This window comes from Gilvimarinus algae, assembly GCF_030518215.1.
Lineage (GTDB): Bacteria > Pseudomonadota > Gammaproteobacteria > Pseudomonadales > Cellvibrionaceae > Gilvimarinus > Gilvimarinus algae.
Window position 1 is genome coordinate 388,741 of record NZ_JAULRT010000035.1, and the last position, 19,106, is coordinate 407,846.

Genomic DNA, 19,106 nt, shown 5'->3' on the forward strand with positions numbered 1-19,106 from the left:
AGATAGTAGACGCTAGCCTCGGTTAGTTACCGAGACCCGTGCCAATCGCCTCGATCAGTTCGCCATCGCTGGTGTCGCCGGACAGCTCCCAGAAGAAGGCACCACCCAGACCTTGTTGGTCAACGTAGTTCATCTTGCTGATGATGGTGGCCGGAGTGTCATAGCTCCACCAGTTGTTGCCGCAGTGGGCGTAGGCAGTGCCTGCGAAGGTGCCGGTAGAAGGGCAGGTGTTTTTGAGGACTTTGTAGTCTTCAATACCGTCTTCGTAGGTGCCGTTGGCAGGGCCAGTGGCGGTTCCACCCGGTGCAGACTGTGTGACCCCAGTCCAACCGCGGCCGTAGAAGCCAATGCCCAGCAGGATTTTCTCGGCGGGCACACCCAGACTTTTCAGAGTTTGGATACCGTTATCGCTGGTAAAACCTTGCTGCGGAATGCCATCGTAGGTGTAGAGCGCTGAGTGCGGTGCGGTCGGGCCTTCGGCCGCCCAGGCACCGAAGAAGTCGTAGGTCATCAGCATGTAGAAGTCCAGGTACTGAGCCGCGCCACCGTAGTCAGCTGCGTTCAGTTTGGCTTCACCGGCGCCGATGGCAGAGGTGACCAACTTGTTGCCGAACTCGGCACGCAAGGCGGCCAACAACTCGCGGTACGCATCAAAGCCACTGTTATCACATTCAAGGCCACAGGCGTTGGGGTATTCCCAGTCGATGTCGATACCATCGAATACGCCTTCCCAGCGCGGGTCAAACACCAGGTCGTAGCACGACTGTGCAAACTGCTGCGGGTTTTGCGCCGCTTGGCCAAAGCCGCTGGAGTAAGTCCAACCACCAAAAGACCAAACCACTTTCAGGTCGGGGTACATTTGCTTCAGGCGTTTGATCTGGCCAAAGTTACCGCGTACCGCTCCCGACTCCCAGGAGTCAGCCACGCCGTCGACGCTGCCTGCGGCATCGTAAGCTTTGTCGGTAGCGGCGTAGGAGTCGTCCATCACACACTGGCCGTTTTTGACATTACCAAAGGCGTACACCAAGTGGGTGAGCTTGTCGGCGCTGCCGCTGGTGACGATGTCCTTGATGTGGTAGTTGCGCCCGTAGATACCCCACTCGACGAAATACCCAACCACTTTGTCGCCGCCAGTGCCCACATTGGTGTTGCCAATTCTGGCGCTGGTAACGGCGCTGTCGGTGGCACCTTCATCATCGGTTACCGTCAGGGTGATGGTGTAGTTACCATCGGCGCTGTAGCTGTGGCTGGGGTTAGCCAGAGTACTGGTTGCGCCGTCGCCAAAGTTCCAGTCGTAGCTAACGATGCTGCCGTCCGGATCGGAGGAGCCGGCACTACTGAGATTCAAGGTGACATTGGCATCCTCACTGAAGGGGCCATTCACTTGAGCGACCGGCGGCTGGTTTTGATCCACTGGGACCACGTCAACCTGAGCGCTGGCCGTGGTGCTGGCACCGTCGTTGTCGGTGACCGTAAAGCTCACCGAGTAAGAGCCGGCGTTCGCGTAACTGTGAGAAACGTTCGCGCCTGTCGCGGTGGCGCCATCCCCAAAGCTCCAGCTGTAGCTGGCGATGGTGCCGTCGCTGTCAGAGCCGGTACCTGTAAAACTAATCGCGGTGTTTACCGTGCCCGAGTAGGGGCCGCCGGCATTCGCGCTGGGCGCCTGATTGACAGGCCCGGTGCCATCGCACTGGCCGTTGTCGCTCCAGGCTTGTTGCCAGGCGCTGCCCACACCCGGCTCGTAAGCCCAAGCGCTGCTGGATGAACACCAACCGGCGATATTGCACGTGTAAGTGTGGCCAACATTGGTCACCACGTCGCCCGCGCTATAGGCGGTGCCCGCGCGATAATTCGGCGCGTTGCAGTCGCTAGAGCTGCCGCCGTCTTCGCTGACCGTGGCGCTGGTACTGGCCGATGCCGTTGCACCGTCGTTGTCGGTAATGATCAGAGAAACGCTGTAGTTTCCGGCAGCGGCGTAGGTGTAAGACGGGCTGGCCTGGGTGCTGGAATTGCCGTCGCCAAAGTCCCAGCTGTAGGTGGCGATGTTGCCATCGCTGTCGCTGGAGGCGGAACTGTCAAAAGCAATAGCGTTGCCGAGAGTGGCGCTGTAGGGGCCGCCGGCATCCGCTGTGGGCGCCAGGTTAGGGTCGCCGCCGTTGTTGCCGCCATCGCAAGCGCCAAGCGCGCTCCAGCTCTGGTACTGGCCGGAGTTAGCCGCCGGGTTTTCACCGCGGCTCCACCAGTTGGCCCGGTAGGCCTCACCACTGTATTGCACTTGTGCACCGCCGGTGTAGGCGATACCGCTATCCCACGCACTGAGGTTGGAGCAGTCCGCTGCCTGAGCCGCCTGTACCGTAAATACGGAGGCCGCACACAGCGAGAATAAGCTAACAGATCTCATAGTCGTATCCTTTATGTTTTTATTTATGGTTGTACAACAGACTGCGGTGGCAGGGTCTAGGAGGCGCTGACCACAGTCGGGTGACGGGAGGGCCCTGAGAGGTTCCATCGGGCGCATTCCAGTCCTACTGCAGTTGTCGCCTTCCCGGGAGGAATGAGGGGGGAAGCTCCGTTTGACAACGTTGTCTTATTATGGCGCCAAAAGCTGTGGACTGGTCAAGACATAGCCGCTCAATATTTACCCAAGGGGCTGAAAAGCAGCCAAAAGTGTGATTTATCTCACAAACATCAAGGTCGGATGCTTGTTTGGTGCTAGGAGCGGAGCGATTTTTGCCATACAAGTATGACTTGGCGCCAGAAGGCGGCGAGCGTCGCGAGTCGCCCACTCGAGGGTGCCGGTTCTTCGCGATTTTCGAGGACCAACCTAAGCAAAAAGTGCTCTTCAATAGTGCTCTTCCGAGGAAGGTATTATTTCACTTTTCTCGCAGGCCAGCCCTGAGACCACTGATGCCTATCGCGTCTGTGTGAATACGGGAATCCCAATCACCCCATAAGAGCCTTTGAATAAAGCTAGCGCTCATGAGGTGAGCGAATCCGCTTATACAATAAAGGGTTAAGGGGCATTATTAGGTCCGTTAGCTCTCTGTTGTAAGAGACAGGTACGCTGCTGGCAACGGAGTTTCTTTCAAGTACCTTTTTAATCCAGACAAGCAAATGACTTCTTGGGCCAATAAAGTCGTAACTCAGCGTTTCACCAAAGAAACAGATATATCGAAAAAGCGGCGCAAAATGCGCATCGACAATGCTAAATTGATCTCCTGAGAAATAAGGTGTTTTAAAGTTGGATATGGTTAATTGCTGAATCGAAGCTCTAATATCAAACAGCTGTCTATCTATAGCTTCGTTGTCTTTTGCGGAGTAGATGAGTTGGGCAAAGCGATTCAGAATTTCCGAAGAGTACTTGCACCAGGCTTGATGATTAGCCTTCTCCAAACTTTTAACCGAATAGCGTTGCTCGTCATATTTGTTATACAGGTATTCGCATATCACTTCAGAATCGAACAAAACCCCACTTCCGCTTTCTGTCAAAACAGGCACTTTTTCGCCCGGCGAGTAGTGTTTTAACCAGGGCGGCTTTTCGCTTAAATTAATATCGACCTTGTCATAATCAAGCCCCAACTCCTCCAGTGTAATCACCACACGTTGTACGTAGGGGCAAATTCTATGGCCGATCAAAGTCAGGCTTTTGGTAGAACTGTAACGCTCATTGATACCTTGCGAAAAATTCATGATGGCAAACTACTCAAAGACATGAACGTTCAGTTTATTGCCATCCAAATCGCGAAAGTAAGCCGCATAGAACCCTTCCATTCGGTATCCAGGCGAGCCTTCGCAAGTAGCACCCAGTGATAGAGCCAGCTCGTAGGACGAGTCGACCAATTCTTTAGACTCTGCCGAAAGCGCCACCATGACACCATTTCCAACCGTTGCTTGCTCTTTGTTGTGGGGCGCGTGTATTGAAAATTTTGACTCTTTCCCTTCGCAAGCCCAAACAATAAAGTCTGGCGCACTAAAGATACGATAAGCCGTTAGTAAATCGAACAGCGTGTCGTAAAAATGTGCCGCAGCCTGAAGATCATTTGTGCCTAAAGACGTGTAGCCAATCATGGTAGCCCCTGAATATGGTTCGTTGGTCGTTTTGAACTGAGCTCAGGTTATTGATTTGCCAGCTCAACGGCAATATGCAAAAATGATTTAGGCTATCTCATTTTTGAAGGGAAGAGAGTATTGGACTGGAACTTTATCAAGGTGTTTCTTGCGATTTTCCGACATGGATCGGCGGTAAAGGCGGCACCCCAGCTCGGCATGAGCGAATCAACGCTTTTTCGGCACCTCAGCACCTACGAACAAGAGATGGGCCAGATCTTTATTCGCCATAGCCGCACAAACTACACTTTGACCAAGCTTGGAGAGTCGATTCTCGCAACGGCGTTAGACATTGAAGGACTGTATCAAAAAGTAAGCCGTGAGGTGAGCAAACGCGACGATTTAAAGTCCGCCCAGGTGACTTTAACCGCCCCCACAAGTTTTTCGTATTTTCTGATGCCACGGGTAATAAATGCTCTTGCGCAGAGAGAGCCCGATATTCGTGTTAACCTTAGAGTCACGAACGATAGCTTATCACTGAACACTCACCAAGCTGATATAGCCTTAAGAGTTACCAGCAAACCACCCAACAACTACATTGGCCGAAAGGTAGCGAGTATCGGGTGGAGTGCCTTTTGTGGTCCAAACCATACGTTCAAAGAGAAGCCACCACAATGTCTTGAAGATCTTCTTAAAACTCGAGTAATTGGGGCTTCCGGTGAGCTACTCGCTTTACCGGCTTATGAATGGATTGAAAAAAATTGCGCCGATGTTTGCGCGACGTTTACAGATGACTTTGTTGCCATGTCTCATCTGGCTGAAAGCCATCAAGGCATTGCTATATTGCCTGATGAGTTTTCTCTACACCCTCTAAGACGATTATTTCCTATTTCAGCGTTCTCTGAAAATAGCCTTTGGGTTTTAAAACACCGCGACGCACGCCAGGTCAAGCGCGTCGGTATTGTAGAAAAATTACTGGTTAAAACGCTAACGGAAGCTTTCAAACCCTAAACTGATTAATCTGTAATTTTCTGTTTCAAAGCCCCACTTCTATGGGGCTTTGAACAGCAGAATTTACTCAAAAACCGAGTAGGAAAAACCCGAGAAGGCATTATCCCAAACGGCCATAACAGATCCATCATCCCGACTGATGAGCTGAATATCACTTGAAGAGTTGTTAGAGTCTGGGTTGATTGGGCGCCCTTCGGTCCAACCATTTTCTTTGGTAAAGCGGCTGTAGTGCAATTGCAAGCCCGGCGAGAGAACTCGCTCCCAAACGACAGTAGCATTTCCAGAAGCATCGATGGAAATGGCCGGGTCTTGCGCACGATCGTTGCTCTGCTCGAGAGGCTCGGGTGTTGTCCAGCCAGTGTTTGGTGTGTAGAAGGCACCATAGACACTGGTGTTGACAGATTGCGCACCCTCAACAATCTCCCAGGTCAAGGCGGCCTCACCGGACGCATTCATCGCCAGTTTTGGGTCAATGTGCGCCATAGTCTCTGACGTGTTGAGTGGCTTTGGCTCAGACCATCCAGCGGCTTCGCTGTAATGACTTACATATATTGCCCCTTCGCCTTGTCGGTTTGCCTGCCAAACCGCCATAACACGCCCGACGGCATCCACCCCTAACTGCGGAACACCACCCAAATTGGTATTAAACTGGGTAATAAGGTCAATGTCTGCCCAGCCTGTCTGGGGATTATAGCGCCGGGCAACCACGTTATACTCGGTGTTTTCGGTGTATGCCCACACCACGGTAGCGTAACCTGTCGAATCAATCACGACTTGCGGTCGGGTTACGTTAGACTTTGGTTGAGATAAGCTAGTAAACGCCCACTGCGTACCTGATGTAGCGTAACCAGCGCGAATAACTCTTTGATTGTTAGCATTCGTCTCAAGCCAGGCAATTACCGTATCTGCATTATCGCTTACATCGGATACCGGATAACGAATTACGTTGGTTGACCCCGTGGGCTCGCTCAGCAACTCTGGCTCCTGCCAACCACTACCATTGATGTACTCTGAGACTTTCACACCTTCATCAATATCAGCCCACACCGCCAATCCATCACTGCTGCTGTTAAAGCTCAACGACGGGCAATCGACCATACCGTATCGCAAGCTGTCGATCTCCCCTTGCATTTGCCAACCCGCTGCCAGGTTGAAGTGATAGTTATTTAGATACCGATTAAACGCTGTGCTCAACTCGTAGGAAACTGCGGAAAAGTCGCCATTGCCATCGACATAGATGCTTGAACAATTGTAGTTGAGCGGTGATGGACGATTAACACTCTGTATGATGCTCCACTGACCAACGCTTACTGTAAAAAACCACTGGTAATCTGATCCCAGAGATTCACCTGTGCTTGACTCAATGGAAGCGGACAGGGCTACCTCATAGCGCGCGCCGGCCAATAGAGCGCCTGCCGGCGTAATGGTTAACGACTCATTGTCCTCATCTAACTCAAAAGCCACATTGACAGCTTTCTCGCCCAGACGAACCTTTACCGTTTGTGCATTAAGGGTACCGGGCTCTATGGCCTGATTGAACACCACAATGATGACAGCATCAGTTTCAACTTGATCGGCGTCGTTTTCAGGAGCTACGCTCAAGACCGATAGTCCCGTTTCTTTATCTCTGGCCTCGCGCTGCTCAGCCGACTCACCACTGCCACCACAACTGACCAGAAGAGTCAAAAGTACAACAAAAGCTGACAAAAGAGGTGGTGCTTTTATCATAAACATTCCAACAAGTTCTAATTAGGTACTGTGATTTAAGTACATGTTAGTCACAGGCATATTCGTTTTTCAGCGCAAACGATCGCTTGATTAACCGAACAGGGGGGAGGTCTTACGATTGGTTCTCAACAATCCCTGCGAATGTAACGTCCTGTTGCTTTGCGCGAGGTTTCTAACGTCAACCACGTTCTTAGTGTAGGTTGTTAGCTATTTGGATAGGCCCCGCGCGGATGAATCCTGCCACGATTTACTGGCATTGACAACTGATCGGCCAGAAGTGCCGTCGAGAGAGCACCCTTGACGCGAAACTCCTCTTTTATCACTTTTCTGAGCAAAGATTGACTTTCGTCTTTGTTTAGACAACCATTGCCTTATGAACAAGCAGAAACTTCATAACTTATCTCTAATTATCACCATCATTCCGTAGGAATGGTGGGCTTTGATGCGTAACAGTATTTTAAACCCGCCCAAGAGGCGGGTTTTTTAATGACGTCTCCTGGGCTTTGACTACACAGGAAACGCTATGAAAAAAGTCGCTATATTCGGCAATGCCGGCGGAGGTAAATCTACGCTTGCCAGGCGCCTCACCGAAACTTCAGGTTTGCCGCTACACAACCTGGACAAACTGCAATATCGTCCTGATGGCGAGGCGGTGCCTCATTCGGAATACCTCAAAGCTCATTCGCAGTTGCTGATGCAGGACAGCTGGATTATCGACGGTTTTGGTTGTGTGCCATCGGCATGGGAGCGCTTCGCCGCAGCCGACACACTTATCTACATTGATCTACCCTTACCAGTGCACACCTGGTGGGTGACAAAGCGCTTTGTTAAAGGCCTCGTAGCCAGCCCAGAGGGCTGGCCGCAGGGGAGCTCTATTGTCAAAGGCACTTTAAACAGCTATCAGGTGCTTTGGCGCTGCCACCAAAAACTTACACCGCGCTATCGGCAGCTGGTCAACGAGGCCAAGCCCTATAAGACTGTCCATCACCTTAGATCTGCAAGGGCGCTTAGAGGGCTACTGGTAGGCAGCCCTCCCGAAACCTAGCGGTTGAATCCCCGAGCGCGAATATTCCTCGGACCGATTCGCTTAATTAGCCGAGACTTGCGGCTTGGAACTTAATGTCTGGCATATCTTGTGGATATGCCGATGATCAGTTCCGCAACAGCCTCCTACCACTGACAGTCCCGTTAGCCGCGTTTTCAGGCGAGCGTAGTCATACCCAAACTCTTCTGGATTACCATCGTCAAGCGTCGGAGATTCATCCAGTTCTTGATGCGAGCATTTCGAAGCATTCGCCCGCACGCCTTTTAGGCGGAGCTGGGTTTTTCCAATGGGAAGACTATCTTCAAAGTGTGTGGCGTGCGCACAATTAATCATGTAATAAGCTGGATAATGCTCCGTAGCGAGATCAACGAGGTTTATTGCCTGTTCAATCGTTTCCCCACTGGGTAAGCAACCATTGGTTTCTACTGTGAATGAAATAACAACGGGCAGATTGCACTGTTTTGCCGCCAGTGCGATACCGATAGCTTCATTGATGTTGGTCATGGTAACGGCAGAAACCAAATCGACAGTGGTCTCACTGAATGTATTGATTTGTTCTTGGTGATAGGCTTGGGCTTCTTGAGCATCAAACGTAGCTGCGCGGTACCCATCACCTCTAGGACCAATACAACCACTAATGACTACTGGAATGTGCTCGTACTCGGAGCGAATTTTCTCCATAAGCGATATACAATCAATATTCGCCTTTCTCAAACTCTCATCGGTGTAACCCAACCGCCTACCCCAATCCCTATTTGCCCTCCAAGTCGGGCTCTCTAGAATAAAGCCTAGGCCTGCGTTCTGTGCGATTTCGAGGTATCTACGGTAGTAACTTATTAGCTGCTCCACTCCCTCTGCGCTTTTCACCAAGTCAAACGCCGCAAATAGCGGCAGGTCAACCTGATTATGAAAGATAAGTGTCGTCTCTAAGCCTCCGTCCGTTAAAAACAGAGCTTCGCCTAGTTGAGGTAGGGCTTCTTGGTACTTTCTCATTTTCTTTCCTCCAATGGTAAAATCAGAGGCTCAGTTTAGCTACTCAGAAACTGGCAGCTAAGCACCAAAGGTAGGAAATGATCGGCCAATAATATTATTATATATCAAAGACTTAGGCAACCTTGTGGATAATTTAAACTCTTTTTTGCCATTTACTGTACCTGAGGTACAGTTGGGAGCTAATTGTGAGTAACGTATCAACCAAAGAGCGCATCTTAGCTGCGGCTGAACAGGTCATTTTAGCCCAGGGTTTCGCAGCAACGAGTATTGAAGATATCCTGCAAAAATCAGCCATTACGAAAAGCGGCTTTTTCTACCATTTTGCCAATAAGCAGGATTTAGCTCGCGCTCTGGTTATGCGCTATTTGAACAATGACGCTGCGTTTTTTGACAGTTTATTCCAGCGTGCTGATGAGCTGGTTGAAGATCCTCTCCAGCGGTTACTTCTATTTCTAAAGCTACTGGCCGAAGCGATGCAAAATCTAGAGCAGGCGCACCCTGGCTGCCTGGTGGTAACCTTCACCTATGAAAACTATCAACTGGACTCGCAAATAGATGATCTTATGCGATCTGGCGTCAAAAGCTGGCAAGAACTGATCGCAAAGCGCTTGGCGATTGTTTGCAAGGAAAGAGCCTTACCGGAGGGAATCGCAATCAATGATCTAGCAGATATGTTTACCGCTTCCATAGAAGGCGGTATTTTGTTTAGTCGTATTTTTAAAAGCAACGAGCGTTTGGTGAAGCAAATTTTGTTGTATAGGGATTATCTCATGAGACTTTTTGTTTAAGTTATTCTTGCTTAAGTTATTCAACTTCTTTTGGAGAGAATTTTTTCCGATATTTTGACTAGTATTCGGCCTAAGGAGTGGGTTATCAGTAGCACAGCGGCAACCTGAAGAATAGGCTCTATCTCGCCATTCGAACCACGGCTACTGAGTTACTTTACATTCATCGCCACGATACCCAAGAGGGTATTGGCCTGGGTTGCAATCGACAGAAAAATCGCAAAGCAAAGGTCCCTTACCCCCTCTCTGCGTTGGAAATCTGATGAAGAATTCTGAGCATTACCCTTTGCAAAAGTTGCGCTGATGCCAGTAAGGCATCAGCTGTGCACACTTTTACTCCGCCGATGCATCCCACACTTGGCCAGACGCGGTGCCATCGCTTCCGGGATTGAAAACCTCAACGGCCATCACTTGATAAGTCGGGTCATCGCTCGCATCAAAATTATTCATATCAGGAATAATCCAACCTGTATCGGCCCAGGCCTGCACGTGATCGGCGAAGATGATTTTGTGATCCTCACCCAATGCGCGCTGTTCGGTGGGTTTGCTCCAGTACTGATAGAAGGTTGAAGTGCTATTGATTGAGGGTTTTTGTTCACGTGTTGAGCGGTAAGTTGAATATTCCACACCATCGCTCACAAAGGTTTTTCCAAACACGCCGTCCTGACTTGGATCGTAGGTCCAGCGTTGCAGGATGTAGTATTCAACCAGGTGGGCAGGGTCTGTGGTCGGCATGGTTTTGTCGTAACCCCAGCCGTAAAGGGTGATGTAACTGGCACCACTGTCTTCGTCAAAGCGATAGCCAATTTCTCGGTTTTTGTCGCCAAAGTGCCAACCGGGGCCACCTACATAATTATAACCACCGCCTTCCCAGCTCACGCTAAAAGCACCGGTTTTATCCAGGCTGAGCGACGTGGAGCCACCGTCTTTCCAGTGAGTAAAGAAGAAATTTCCCACATGACCAGTGGCATGGTTTTGCGTTATCTTGGCGGATTCGGGGTATTTTTTTGTGTACGCCTGAAACTTGTCGATGCTCGCGGCAGACGAAACACTTGCCACGCTCTTTTCACTTTGCGCGGTTTCAGTGGCCGGCGGCTCGGGGGTGCAACTGGCGAGCCCACACAGGGACACGGCCATTAGGGCGTGTAGTGATCGGTAGGTTTTCACGTTATTCTCCTTAAGCGGTACTGTCCGCTTGATATTTTCACTATTGATACCCCAAAGGGCGTTCGATACTACTTTAGTTGCCTAGCTGGCAAGAGATGATGGTGTTACGCCTTTTGATAAAGACGATTCGTTATAGTTTGCTTGACTATAACAGTAAATCCCTGTTGAATACAGAGCGAGCCCCCTCCGGTCGAGTTAGCCATTGATGGACTTTATCGCTAGCCTTACTTACATAACTTCTATGGTCGTTTGCAAGTCGGTCTCTAAGTAATCACGGTACTGTCACAATGTAACTGCGCTATCATTTGATGCCGATGAACGTCAGGTGTTGGAGTACAAAGTGATCGTCGCCAGTGAAAACATCAAGGTTGATTTACGTCGCCAGACACTACTGGTGGAGGAAGCGCCTGTCGCCATCCGCCCCAAGGCCTTCGCGCTGCTTCGCGCATTAATAGAGCATCCGTTCAAAATACAGACTAAAGAATACTTTTTGCGAACCATCTGGGACGATGTTCAGGTTGACGAGCAGGTGCTTTTTCAAACAATTCGCGAGCTTCGCCAGTTGCTGGGAGATGCCCAACTCATTCTGACGCACCCGAGAAAGGGTTATTCATGGAACGCCGAAGTGAGCACCAAGCAGGATTTGGCTACACCCACCGAGCCGTCGCCACCATGTCGTTCGCCATCCTCGCCTGGGTTCTTTTATGGGCTTGCCGCCGCCGGCGCACTGCTGTTTTCCCTGATCCTCATTGCCGCTTGGCCGAACACCCGCACCTTAAGCGAAGAGGGCCCCGTATTGGTCCTTCCGATCAAAGAATCCATCGCAGGCTCTGGCCAGGAGTGGATGAGGGTAGGCCTAATGGATCAGATAATTTCACAACTCAAGGACGCTCAGGTCCCTCTTGTATTAGACACCGACTATGCCTTGGCAGCCGCTCGACGGGCCCAGTTGTCAGGTGATTATCGCACCGAGGAGGTAAGCCGGGTATTTGTTGTTTCCGGTGCGTCTTTAGTGGTTGAATCGGCCATCTCCGGGTCGGTGGATGAGTATCGCTTAGACTACTGGCTGCATTTTGTCGGGGGCACCAAACGTGGCTCACTCTTCGGTCAATCGCCCAACGCCCTGACTCAGCAGCTCATCCAGCGTATTGCCGACTACACGGGCACACCCATTTCCACCGACCCGGAGTTAATCAAGACCGATCTCCACCGGGAGCTGCTCGCTCAAGCCATGGAGTTTATGGATCAGGCATTGATGGCGCAGGCGTCTTCTGTTTTGCATAGCCTATCGTTGTTGGACCCACACAACCCTGTTGTAGATCGCCTACTGATTGAAGCCTATGTGCATCAGGGAAGACTGGAGGAAGCCAAGGTACAAGCTGAAGGCGCTTTGACCAAAAGCAGTCGATCCGACGAGCACCACAAGCTCTTGTACTGGCGCTCGGTCATCGCGTTTCGACAGGGTGAAATGGAAGTCGCTCTGAGTGCGCTCGATCAAGCCGAGACGACGGCCAGCCAAACTAAGGACTGGTTGTATCGGGCTTATGCAGCGCAGCTGCGTGCGCAGATACTGATGCAAAAAGACCAGTATACCGAGGCAGAGTCGGCACTGTTTAAAGGTATTGAATATCACCAAATGATTCGCTGTCCGCTGGGTGAAGCTTTGACGAGAAAGCAGCTTATCGAGCTCTACGCCCGCCAGGGAAACCTGACCTCAAAGAAGGCACAGACGCTTCAGGTCGAGAAGTTGCAGGCCGACCACAACCTAGGCGCTTGGCTGTAGACCACGCAGAATCAAGGTTTTAGAAAGTTTCAGGAAGTTTTATTGGTATAAACACTGGCCAGCGAAGACAGTGGCAGCTGAAATTATTGGAGCTGCTCTATGCTGAAAACCATCCAGCGCCGCGTGTTCGTATCCGTCTCTTTGGCCGCCTTCCTAAGTGTTATGCTGGTCACCTCAGTGTTAATGTTTAGCCAAAGGCACACAGTCTCAACGGCTCTGATTCATACGGCCGTGGGCGCCGCGATGCTCCTGTTTGCATTTTGGCATCTGGCGAATAACTTCGCTCCGTTAAAGCAGTATTTTAGAGCTCGTAGGCTTTGGGCCAGCATAGCGGTAGTAGCGGCGATAGGGCTGCTGCTGGCAAGCTACCTCCCGGTCAAGCCTCTGTATCAGTTTTATCTCTGGGGTAGCACCCTGCGCGCGATGAACAACAGCGAAGATCGCACTCTCATAAGGTATGTTCAGTTGGATTTTAATCCCGATGGTGCAGAGGGATTAGCGCTGCGCATGGATTTGCGTGCCGGCCCTCATATGGCCTACCCACAATACGCCTTTTGGCTAGAAACCCTTGAGGGGGCCTTTATTCAGCCGCTCTACGTTACCCAATCCGTGGCCAGGAGCCAGTTCGACAACAAAGCGATCTTACAAGAAGACGTGGTGCTAACCAGTAACCCCTTTGATGGTAATGCGCATGAAGGCGAGTCTCTCTTCTCGTTTATCTCAGAGCCACGGACGTCCTCAAGCCGGTTTCGGCGTGAATCCCTGCCCGTTTTCTTACATAAGTCTGGCGCTATTCGCTCGGATAGCGAGAGTGTCGATCTCAGCACGATCGATGGTTACTCGGGCGCGACGCTCAACGACAGTTTTTTATTGGACACCGTAAGCCCTCTTGAAGTATCACGACGCTATCGCTTGCGCCTGGAGATCAATCAATCGTTTGATTTTAATGAATACTACTCAAGCGACCAATTTAGCGAAGACCCCGTTTACTCCGGCAACGGCTACAGTGCTCAACCGTCATTGATTTACGAGGCGATCATCGATGCCGGCTCCAAGCAAACCTATTACCCAATGACGCTCATTGGCCACGGCCATCACTCTGGACAGAACGGCGAGGTCTACCCGGACCTGAGCCACATCACTACGGCGCGATCCATTGTAGACCGGATTATTATTGAGCTTAGGCGGGAAACCACTGGGCCAGAGTCATAAGGGCCAGGCCTACCGCCAGCAGCGATGCACTGACCAACGAGCCCTGGCGCCACTCTTTATTCAATATTGCCAGGCGATCGTCCAGGTCGCCTGCAAAGACCTTCACGCCGCCCCATCTCTGGCCGTCCAGACCCTGCGTGCGCGTGTTGTAACGTGCAAGCACTGTGACCCTGGCGTTGACCGGCACAATATCCTCCATCACCGTGATTTGATTGGCGGTAGTGCGGGTGGGTGCGACAAAGTAATCGGCCGATACAGGGGTGGGTGTGCTGACTTGTGCATCACTGAGGGCACCGCGGGCGTCCTCTTCACCGGTCTGCGGTTCGCTCTCTGGAACAGCGCGAATTCGCGCCAGAGCCCGTTCGCCCCATTGCCCGCCCATTGTCGTCGACCGGAGTTCATCTTCGGCACTGGCAATAGCGTGTAAAGCAAAGGTCCTGTCCCCGCAATCAAGCACCGCAGGGCGCATATGAAAACCCAGCAAACACAGCTGCTGAACATTGTGATTGGAACTGGGGCTACGAGTTTGCCCTGTGACCTGGTAGCTAAACGCAGCACACGGTTTGTCACTGAACGGCGATATCAAGGGCTCACCCTGCACCTTGACCTCGCCACTTAAGGCCAGGGTCTGCCCATCCTTAAAGGCAGCATTGGGGTCTACTCGGTACAGGCGCAGGTTACGCCGGTCCAGCCAGGTCAAGACCGTCCCCCAGGCAACCAAAAGGCCCGCCACCAGGCTCAGTACGCCGATAATCAAAGGCACCCAGCCCATACCGCCAAAGCGCCGGGTGGTCGCCTCGACACTCTGACTCACCACGACGGCAAAGACCATAAAAATCACCAGAGCCGCGACAGCCTTGGCGATAAAGATTTGCTTACCTCGGGTCATAGTCCTGACACTCCAGTTATCCAGTGCGATCCGCGCTCTAGGTTTACAGATTAGCGTAAATTCACCGCCCCGTCTGTCGAGCGCCAGGTTGAAGATCAGCCCAAGGGCACTAAGATTATTCTATGAGCTTTCATCTGCACCGCTTTATTGACGCTCAGGACGAGCACTTTCCCCAGATCCTCGCCGAACTCAATGCCGGGCGTAAGCAAACCCACTGGATGTGGTATGTATTTCCACAGCTCAAGGGTTTGGGGCGCAGCACCACAGCGAACTATTACGCCATTTCCTCGCAGGATGAAGCACGTGCTTATTGGCGGCACGCCGTGCTAGGCCCGCGTCTGCGCGCTTGCACGCAAGCGGTCAATCAGCACGGCAAACGCTCTGCCCAGCAGGTGTTCGGTCACCCGGACCATCTGAAATTTCACTCGTGTATGACACTGTTTGCCGAGATCAGTCAAAACGATCCGATAGTCGCGCAAGCTTTGGATCAGTTCTTTAAGGGCGAGCGAGACAAAGCCACCCTTGATTTGCTGGAAACGGGCGGGGCACTATAGGGCTTTTCAGCCAGCGGGAGCCCAGCTATGAAAGTTCAAACTCTGTCTATCGCCATTAATGCGCCCGCTGACAAGGTCTACCATTTTGTTCGCGATGCGCGCAACCTGCCGCGCTGGGTACCCTTTTTTGAGTCAGTGACAGCCGGCGAGGGCAATAGCTGGCAAGTCACCACGCCGGATGGCCCAGCCAGCTTTGAGTTTGTCGAGGATAACAACCTTGGCGTCGTCGACCATACCATTCGTTTTGCCTCGGGCGACTCTTTAACCAATCCCATGCGCATCGTATCCAGCGGCAATGGCTGCGTGCTGATGTTTACCCTGTTTCAGCACGCCGGTATGACGGACGCGCAGTTTCAGGAAGACTTGCGCCTGGTGGAGAAAGACCTCGATACCATTCGCCAATGGGTCGTTTGAGGCGCCTTTTCAAATAGGCCAAAACAAACCCGCAAGTAGGGAATCGGGCGGATTAGCCGATAGCTGAGGTAGCAGCCAAGTGCCGTCAGCGCAATCAGAGTAACGGGTTCTAGCACCGGCCCCAGGTGCCAATCAGCCAGAACATAGAGCGCCACCACAATCAGAGTTTGGTGAACAATGTAGCAGCAGTATACCGCGCGGTTGGCGGCCTGAATGCGCGGCTTAGCGGTAGCCAGGTACCGCTGACCGTAGCCAATAATGGCCGCGATCCACAGCCAGGCGTTAGCGGACCACACCAGCGCCCGCAAAAGCTCCTCAAAGGGGGCGATTAGCGATAGCTGACCGCCCCGATAATAAAAGAGAATCCCCAGATAACTGGCCGTCGCCACCAGCAGCGTGAAGCGGCGCATGCGACCAAGAGCACTCCATAGCCGGTTGGAGCGCACCAGGGCAAAGCCCAAGGCAAAGACAAAAAAGTAGCGGGCGTTGTTGTACCAGTCATCCACCAGAAAGTAGGTGGTGGGGTAATCTGCCCAGAGCCACTGGCCGATGGCAAAGAGCACAACAATCGGCAGCACCACCAGCGCCCCGGCCGGCAAGTGTCGATCCAGCCAGCGGCCCAGGGCCCTTGCCGCACTGCTGTTCAGTAGCGGGTACATCAGCCAGAGAACGGCGACATAGGCAAACAGATAGAGCAGGTACCACAGGTGGTTGTAGATAATGTGGGTCGGCTCCAGACGCAGATACACCGGCGGCAGGGGTTCACCAAAACCAAAAGGGTATCCCAGGTAGTTTTGCCAGAAGCGCCAATAGCTCATATCAGCCAGCTCACCGGCCTGTCTGCTTTCAACAAACGCCTGGGGGGCGACAATCACCAAGCTGCCAAACACCAGTGGCACCAATAGCTTGCGCGCGTTAGCGCCCATAAACCCCACACCGCTCGCGCGCGCTAGCTGGTAGGAAATAGCAGCGCCGCTGATCAGGAACAACAGCGACATACGCCACTGGTTCGACCAGAGCATCAGGTATTGCAGTGGTTCGCTCAGGTGCTCGCTTTTAATGTGCCAGCCCCAGTCGGCCACATAGGCCATGCCGACGTGATACAGAATCAACAAACCAAACGCCAATACGCGCAAGCCATCCAGCTCGTGACGGCGCTGCTGGCACCACACAGGGGTTTCTCCACTAATGGGACATCTCCGTTATTCGGTGTAAACTTGCCCCACAGTCTGCCCCTGCTTAAAACCCCGCAGATAAGCTAAGTGATTGATTGATTTAAGTTTGTGATAAACGGCAGCCAGCTGTGACCAGTTGCAGGAACCCCATGACCATGAGCCGCCAACCACTCGCCTCGCGCCTGCAAGCACACTTTCTCAGCCATCAGACGTTCTGGCCAGCGGCAATGCTGCTCGTCTGGGCCGGACTCAATACCCTGCTGCTGGCGACAACCGAACTTATGGAGTACCGCCGCTCGGGCAGCGACCTGCCGTTTTGGGAGCCTCTGAGCTGGGAAACTACCAGCATGGTGATGATTTTGCTGTGCGTCTGGCCGCTGGCGTGGCTGATTCGTTTTTTGGCAAGCCGCTTCTCCCTCGCCACTCAACTGCTGTGCCACCTGGCGGCACTAGTGGCATTTTCAGTGGTGCATGTGACGGGTATGGTGGCGCTGCGTAAGCTCTGGTACGCGTTGATGGGCTCGCACTATCACTTTGGGAATCTCGCGTATGAATTTGTCTACGAGTTTCGCAAAGACGCCATGACCTACCTCACCATGGTTGTGGTGATCGCCGGCTATCAATTTATTGTCCGCCGACTGCGCGGCGAGGCGAGTTACGTGAATGAGAGTGACGACTCTTCCAGACCACTGCCGGACCGATTGCTGGTAAAGAAACTGGGTAAAGAATTTTTAATTGCTGTGGCGGATATTGAATGGATTGAGGCCTCAGGCAATTACGCCAATTTACACCTCAATGGCAAAGTCTACCCCATGCGCACCACCATGGCCGCGCTGGAGAAGCAGCTGCCCGGCTCGGTATTCCAGCGAGTGCACCGCTCGGCCATTGTCAATCTGCACGAGGTGGATCACCTGGAGCCCACGGAGTTTGGCGACTACACCATCACACTGAAATCCGGCGACACCGTCGCCCTGTCGCGGCGTTACCGCGATGACGTCAAGGCGGCCATGTCTTTGGCGTGATTGTTTGCTAAACTGCGGTGTCAAACAAACTCAAGGATGAACCATGAGACACTTGATTTTTATTGGCCTAATTCTTTTCGCCGGCTACATGGCCTTTGATAAATACCAAAACGGCGATAGCCCCTCTGTGAATATCAACGATTTCTCTTTCACGGAATCGTCAAACAACCCCGATGTCAGCCGCGGCTTTGTGACTATTTATGGTCACGACAACTGCCCTGTCACTACCCGTACAATCGAAGCACTGCGCAAGGCCAATATTGACTACGACTATCGTGATATCACCAACCAAAGTGTCAAGACGTCAATGATCGCCAGTATGCGCCACCAGAATATGAAAACCCGCTCAATCGGCTTGCCAGTGGTGGATATTGACGGGCGCTTTTACATTCGCCCGGATATGAGCACGATCAAAGCTCGTTTGTAGCCGTGTCAATTGTTGGCTCTGGTGGAAGGTCCAACTTATAATCCTCGTCCGGTGGCTCGCAGCTGCCGGCGCTGCTGAATTCGGTCGGCTCGTAGGTGGACACCGCAATATAGTCATCGCTGCCCTCCGGTTGTACGAAGACCGAATCCACCACCCAGCCATCGGCATCTTTTGAAGCCATGGCGTAAACCGTACCGCTCGCCAGAGGCCCTTCAATCTCGTATTGAATCATAGCGCCGTAGACAAAATAATTGCCGGTCACAAGTGCACTCACGTCAATGGGCGAACCAAATTGCTCAAGCACTTGTTCATGCTCACGCACCATCGCCACCGACTGCTCAAAGGCCGGACCTTTAAACACTTGGTACACGTGAACCACGAGGGCAATAAATCCACAAAACCCGGCGAGCGAGCAGAGGATCAGTAGGGGCTTTCCTGCGTTGCGCATCCGACACTCCCTGTGTGACTGGTAACATCCGTGTTAAAGCATAGAGGGGGTGCAGCGATCCCTCGCTGCGCAATCCATTTTAGCCGTTGCGGGCTTTGAATTCGCGAATCAGCTTGTTAAAGCTCTCGGCGTAGGCTTCGAGATCTTCAATGGCTTTTTTCTGATCAGAGCGGGACATACCCGAGCAGCCCAGGTACTCTTCCATGGCTTTTACGTAGGCTTTCACCTCGTTGTTGGCCTTGACCATTTGCGCGGTCACAGCCGTAGCCGGATCGGGAAAGTCGGCGGGCTTTTGCGGCTCTGAACAGGCCAGTGACAAACCGGGCAGGCACAGGGCGCTGACTAATGAGACTTGCAATAACGTTTTTTTCATTGGCTCTATCTCTGACTTCACTCAAAGGCTCTA

19 protein-coding genes are annotated in these 19,106 nt (G+C 52.3%); 9 read left to right on the forward strand and 10 right to left on the reverse strand.

What is annotated here, in order from left to right; all coding sequences use genetic code 11:
* Window positions 1-22: 22 nt before the first annotated feature.
* The 3 genes from QWI16_RS05465 to QWI16_RS05475 form a co-directional block, all read right to left on the reverse strand.
* Window positions 23-2,401 (reverse strand): glycosyl hydrolase family 18 protein, encoded by a 2,379-nt coding sequence (locus tag QWI16_RS05465; protein ID WP_302711747.1) that lies wholly within the window; start codon window positions 2,399-2,401, stop codon window positions 23-25.
* 569 nt (window positions 2,402-2,970) lie between these two features.
* Window positions 2,971-3,690 (reverse strand): glutathione S-transferase family protein, encoded by a 720-nt coding sequence (locus tag QWI16_RS05470; RefSeq protein WP_302711749.1) that lies wholly within the window; start codon window positions 3,688-3,690, stop codon window positions 2,971-2,973.
* A gap of 9 nt (window positions 3,691-3,699) precedes the next feature.
* Window positions 3,700-4,068: a VOC family protein gene (locus tag QWI16_RS05475; protein WP_302711750.1), complete on the reverse strand. Its 369-nt coding sequence runs from the start codon at window positions 4,066-4,068 to the stop codon at window positions 3,700-3,702.
* A 120-nt stretch (window positions 4,069-4,188) separates the two neighbouring features.
* Here QWI16_RS05475 and QWI16_RS05480 point away from each other — a divergent pair, with 120 nt between their 5' ends.
* The gene (locus QWI16_RS05480) at window positions 4,189-5,058 is read left to right on the forward strand and encodes a LysR family transcriptional regulator (protein WP_302711751.1); all 870 of its coding nucleotides are present in this window, start codon (window positions 4,189-4,191) and stop codon (window positions 5,056-5,058) included.
* Between the two features lie 63 nt (window positions 5,059-5,121).
* Here QWI16_RS05480 and QWI16_RS05485 read toward each other — a convergent pair whose 3' ends face one another.
* Entirely contained in the window at window positions 5,122-6,786 is a 1,665-nt protein-coding gene (locus QWI16_RS05485) for an Ig-like domain-containing domain (protein WP_302711752.1), read from the reverse strand.
* A gap of 523 nt (window positions 6,787-7,309) precedes the next feature.
* Here QWI16_RS05485 and QWI16_RS05490 point away from each other — a divergent pair.
* Window positions 7,310-7,831: a P-loop NTPase family protein gene (locus tag QWI16_RS05490; protein ID WP_302711753.1), complete on the forward strand. Its 522-nt coding sequence runs from the start codon at window positions 7,310-7,312 to the stop codon at window positions 7,829-7,831.
* A 42-nt stretch (window positions 7,832-7,873) separates the two neighbouring features.
* On the opposite strand, the gene QWI16_RS05495 is transcribed toward QWI16_RS05490, so the two are convergent.
* Window positions 7,874-8,824, reverse strand: a complete 951-nt coding sequence (locus tag QWI16_RS05495) for a homocysteine S-methyltransferase family protein (RefSeq protein WP_302711755.1) — start codon at window positions 8,822-8,824, stop codon at window positions 7,874-7,876.
* Window positions 8,825-9,009: 185 nt separating this feature from the next.
* Here QWI16_RS05495 and QWI16_RS05500 point away from each other — a divergent pair, with 185 nt between their 5' ends.
* Window positions 9,010-9,612 carry a TetR/AcrR family transcriptional regulator gene (locus QWI16_RS05500; RefSeq protein ID WP_302711756.1) on the forward strand — a complete coding sequence of 201 codons (603 nt, stop codon included), beginning with the start codon at window positions 9,010-9,012 and terminating at the stop codon, window positions 9,610-9,612.
* A gap of 330 nt (window positions 9,613-9,942) precedes the next feature.
* On the opposite strand, the gene QWI16_RS05505 is transcribed toward QWI16_RS05500, so the two are convergent.
* A complete protein-coding gene (locus QWI16_RS05505; RefSeq protein WP_302711757.1) occupies window positions 9,943-10,776 on the reverse strand; it encodes a glycoside hydrolase family 11 protein in 834 nt (277 codons plus the stop codon).
* Between the two features lie 325 nt (window positions 10,777-11,101).
* Between QWI16_RS05505 and QWI16_RS05510 the strand changes: the two genes are divergently transcribed.
* Window positions 11,102-12,559 (forward strand): winged helix-turn-helix domain-containing protein, encoded by a 1,458-nt coding sequence (locus tag QWI16_RS05510; RefSeq protein ID WP_302711758.1) that lies wholly within the window; start codon window positions 11,102-11,104, stop codon window positions 12,557-12,559.
* Window positions 12,560-12,658: 99 nt separating this feature from the next.
* Window positions 12,659-13,771, forward strand: a complete 1,113-nt coding sequence (locus tag QWI16_RS05515) for a hypothetical protein (protein WP_302711759.1) — start codon at window positions 12,659-12,661, stop codon at window positions 13,769-13,771.
* Here the strand turns inward: QWI16_RS05515 and QWI16_RS05520 are convergent.
* A complete protein-coding gene (locus tag QWI16_RS05520; RefSeq protein ID WP_302711760.1) occupies window positions 13,740-14,660 on the reverse strand; it encodes a LapA family protein in 921 nt (306 codons plus the stop codon). The genes QWI16_RS05515 and QWI16_RS05520 overlap by 32 nt on opposite strands.
* Before the next feature lie 122 nt (window positions 14,661-14,782).
* Here QWI16_RS05520 and QWI16_RS05525 point away from each other — a divergent pair, with 122 nt between their 5' ends.
* Together QWI16_RS05525 and QWI16_RS05530 are read left to right on the forward strand one after the other, a co-directional pair.
* Window positions 14,783-15,214, forward strand: a complete 432-nt coding sequence (locus QWI16_RS05525) for a DUF1810 domain-containing protein (protein WP_302711761.1) — start codon at window positions 14,783-14,785, stop codon at window positions 15,212-15,214.
* Between the two features lie 27 nt (window positions 15,215-15,241).
* Window positions 15,242-15,628, forward strand: coding sequence for an SRPBCC family protein (locus tag QWI16_RS05530; protein WP_302711762.1), 387 nt, complete (start codon window positions 15,242-15,244; stop codon window positions 15,626-15,628).
* Here QWI16_RS05530 and QWI16_RS05535 read toward each other — a convergent pair.
* Window positions 15,568-16,800 carry an acyltransferase family protein gene (locus QWI16_RS05535; RefSeq protein ID WP_302711763.1) on the reverse strand — a complete coding sequence of 411 codons (1,233 nt, stop codon included), beginning with the start codon at window positions 16,798-16,800 and terminating at the stop codon, window positions 15,568-15,570. The two genes, QWI16_RS05530 and QWI16_RS05535, sit on opposite strands and share 61 nt — an antisense overlap.
* 158 nt (window positions 16,801-16,958) lie before the next feature.
* Here QWI16_RS05535 and QWI16_RS05540 point away from each other — a divergent pair, with 158 nt between their 5' ends.
* Together QWI16_RS05540 and QWI16_RS05545 are read left to right on the forward strand one after the other, a co-directional pair.
* Window positions 16,959-17,825, forward strand: a complete 867-nt coding sequence (locus tag QWI16_RS05540) for a LytTR family DNA-binding domain-containing protein (RefSeq protein ID WP_302711764.1) — start codon at window positions 16,959-16,961, stop codon at window positions 17,823-17,825.
* A gap of 43 nt (window positions 17,826-17,868) precedes the next feature.
* Entirely contained in the window at window positions 17,869-18,252 is a 384-nt protein-coding gene (locus QWI16_RS05545) for a glutaredoxin family protein (protein WP_302711765.1), read from the forward strand.
* Here the strand turns inward: QWI16_RS05545 and QWI16_RS05550 are convergent.
* Together QWI16_RS05550 and QWI16_RS05555 are read right to left on the reverse strand one after the other, a co-directional pair.
* The gene (locus tag QWI16_RS05550; protein ID WP_302711767.1) at window positions 18,236-18,700 is read right to left on the reverse strand and encodes a cytochrome c oxidase assembly factor Coa1 family protein; all 465 of its coding nucleotides are present in this window, start codon (window positions 18,698-18,700) and stop codon (window positions 18,236-18,238) included. The two genes, QWI16_RS05545 and QWI16_RS05550, sit on opposite strands and share 17 nt — an antisense overlap.
* Before the next feature lie 79 nt (window positions 18,701-18,779).
* Window positions 18,780-19,073, reverse strand: coding sequence for a hypothetical protein (locus tag QWI16_RS05555; RefSeq protein WP_302711769.1), 294 nt, complete (start codon window positions 19,071-19,073; stop codon window positions 18,780-18,782).
* Window positions 19,074-19,106 lie beyond the last annotated feature (33 nt).